We start from the raw sequence: 3,032 nt of genomic DNA, 5'->3' as shown, positions 1-3,032 counted from the left end.
TTTGACCTTGTTGAAATTCCAAATAATCAGCAATTTGTTTCTGAGTAAAATGATGTTTTTTTCGTAAGGATTTTAAACGTTCACCTATAGTTTCCGTCATTTTTCGAACCTCTTTAAGTAGTATCAATAATATATTATTATATTATGGAATATATAATATATATACTATATTATATTAGTATTCCAGGAGTAATATTATGGAAGAATACATAGTTTTAGATATTGAAAGTCCTAATACGTTAACTCGTTCAATTTCTTCAATTGGAATTGTAAGAGTCAAAAATGATGAACAAATAGATGCAATATATTCATTGATTAATCCAGAGGATTTTTTTGAACCAGAAATCATATCATTAACAGGCATTTCTCCAGAAATGGTTAAGGATGCACCAAAATTTAATGAATTTTGGAGTAATATAGAGGATTTACTGTTAAACTACCCAATTATTGGTCATAACATCAATTATGATTTGACTGTTATTAGTAGAACATTGGAAAGATATGGAATAAAAGTTCCAACATTTGAGTATATCTGTACCTTGAAATTAAGTAAAAGATATTTAAAATTAAACAGTTATGCATTGACAGACATAATGGATGAATTAAACGTAGAATATGATGCCCATAATGCATTAGCAGATGCTGAAGTAACATTTAAACTATTTAAATATCTTGAAACATTTCAAAAACAAAACATACTGGATACACATAGATTTTATCTTAAATCAGATGAAAAAAAAGAAATTAATGAAGATATTGCTCCAAATTTAAATGAATTATATGGTTTACTATTAGAATTAAAATATAAGGAAGAAATAAAGGACAATCATCTGAATTTATTAAAAGAATGGATTCATAATAACTCAGAAAATAAAAATTATGAAGAAATTAGTAAAATTATTAAAAAACTTGATTATATTCTAAACAATGAGCTAACCGAAAAAGATATGAATAAATTATCAACCATTGTTAGTTTTGTTTCTAAATCAGAGATATATTCAAAAGAAGAACTTAATTATCAAATTTTAAATGGAATACTTGAAATGATTAAATGTGATGAAAAAATTTCTCCAAAGGAATATGATTTCTTGGAAAAATGGTTAAATTACTATGAATTACCAGAAAATGTTGATAAAGAGGAAATATTGTCCATGTTTATAGAATAAATTCCATTAACTATTTTTTTCTAAATCAATTATAATATCTGGAATATAATTATTTTTATGATTCTAGCCATTATTATTAATCCGACAGCACCTATAAAACCTGTTATAAAACGTAATATGTTATTACTCTCTCTTAAACCAAAGTATTGTGTTGTTCCATCAAGGATGTAAGGTAGCTGTATAATTATTGAGAAGATTAACAAATTAACAGAATAAAATATTGGAACTAAAAAGGAATATATACAAAAAAATATTGTACCACATACCAATCCAGTGCATCTAGCACATAATGGCAATTGATGTCCCCCAATAAAAAAAGATCTGTCTGGTCTCTGATGACATAAATATTTAAAAATATTCATAATTAAATATATTATCTGAATAAAATATATAACTATTTAAATTGGTGAAAATATGGATAATAAAAAACGATGCCAATGGGTTGAAGGAAAAGAAGAAATATATCTTAATTATCACGATAATGAATGGGGTAAAGCAGTTTTTGATGATAAAATATTATTTGAAATGCTAATTTTGGAATGTTTTCAGGCAGGATTATCATGGATTACAATTTTAAAAAAGAGAGAATCTTTCAGAAAGGCCTATGATAATTTTGATATTGAAAAGATTATTGATTATGATGATAATAAAGTTGAAGAACTTATGAATAATGAGTTGATTATCAGAAATAAGCTAAAAATTGAAGCATCCATTAACAATGCCAAAATATTTAAAGAAATTCAAAAAGAATTTGGTAGTTTTTCCAATTATATCTGGGGATTTACTGATAATAAAATTATAAAAAATACTGAAGAAAATTATCAAACAAAATCATATACTTCCGATATTGTTACTAAAGACTTAAAAAAAAGAGGAATGAAATTTGTAGGTTCAGTAACAATATACTCCTATCTAGAAGCTATAGGAATCATTGATAATCATACAACTGAATGTTATTTATACTAATATAATACACCCATCAATAATGTTAGATATTCCGGAATTATTCCTTTATCCATATCTATCCATTTGATTTCAGTGTTGAAAAGTTCTTCAGTGGTTTTTGTAACTAATGCCCCTATTGATTCTATACTATACAATTTATTTTTAGGATATCTGCATTCCATACCATCTTTTTTTGTACATGATGGACAAATATTACAATAACCTGTAGATAGTACCATGGTATCATTTAAATTTTCATCTTCCCTAATTTTCTTATCTAGAGATTGAAGTAATTTTCTTTTTTCATTAAATAAAGTCAGATGTAATATTGTATCAATATCTTCTTTAGAATGAATGTTATCTGTTATAAAAGAATCATAATGTAATTGTAAAAGTATCAAATGTAGATGATCATATTTATTCCATGAATCCGTTACATCATTTTCAAAAGGTGGACATGACCAATTTTTTCCATACATATCACATATTTTACAGGATTCTGATGTTTCATCAAAATTAACAAATTTTGTATAATATTCTTTTGTAGTTAAAGTTTTTTCATATTTTTCCAATGTATATGATTTTTCTAACCTTAACATTTGATTATTGTACATTTTTACCTCCATTTACTATTTAATGAATTTGCATGTTTTTTTTAATAAATATCTTAAGATTTTTTCATATAATTAATTTTTAATAAATAGTATTATATTAACTTTTTTTTATTAAATCTTATAAAGAAATCATCTATTCAAAAATACTTTAAAAAATGAGCCTTTTTTAAATTAAAAATGAATATAATCAAATTAAAATCATTTAAATCCATATAAATTGATTTTTTTAACAAAATAGATTTATATTGTCATTTATATAATGTTTTATAGACAATAAGTATAAAATTAATTTATCAATAAAACTGTT

General features: G+C 23.8%; 4 protein-coding genes. 2 read left to right on the top strand and 2 right to left on the bottom strand.

Annotated features, from left to right (window positions below; all coding sequences use genetic code 11):
* The first annotated feature begins 197 nt into the window (after window positions 1-197).
* Window positions 198-1,166: an exonuclease domain-containing protein gene (locus QZZ11_RS05700; protein WP_292474352.1), complete on the top strand. Its 969-nt coding sequence runs from the start codon at window positions 198-200 to the stop codon at window positions 1,164-1,166.
* Between the two features lie 29 nt (window positions 1,167-1,195).
* Here the strand turns inward: QZZ11_RS05700 and QZZ11_RS05695 are convergent, their stop codons facing one another.
* Window positions 1,196-1,528, bottom strand: coding sequence for a DUF2085 domain-containing protein (locus QZZ11_RS05695; RefSeq protein WP_292474350.1), 333 nt, complete (start codon window positions 1,526-1,528; stop codon window positions 1,196-1,198).
* Window positions 1,529-1,580: 52 nt separating this feature from the next.
* On the opposite strand from QZZ11_RS05695, the gene QZZ11_RS05690 reads away from it, so the two are divergent.
* Window positions 1,581-2,132 carry a DNA-3-methyladenine glycosylase I gene (locus QZZ11_RS05690; RefSeq protein ID WP_292474348.1) on the top strand — a complete coding sequence of 184 codons (552 nt, stop codon included), beginning with the start codon at window positions 1,581-1,583 and terminating at the stop codon, window positions 2,130-2,132.
* Here QZZ11_RS05690 and QZZ11_RS05685 read toward each other — a convergent pair.
* Entirely contained in the window at window positions 2,129-2,725 is a 597-nt protein-coding gene (locus QZZ11_RS05685; protein ID WP_292474347.1) for a DUF2284 domain-containing protein, read from the bottom strand. The two genes, QZZ11_RS05690 and QZZ11_RS05685, sit on opposite strands and share 4 nt — an antisense overlap.
* Window positions 2,726-3,032 lie beyond the last annotated feature (307 nt).

The organism is Methanosphaera sp. (genome assembly GCF_016282985.1).
Taxonomy (GTDB): Archaea; Methanobacteriota; Methanobacteria; order Methanobacteriales; family Methanobacteriaceae; genus Methanosphaera.
This window is presented reverse-complemented; position numbering and strand designations above follow the sequence as displayed.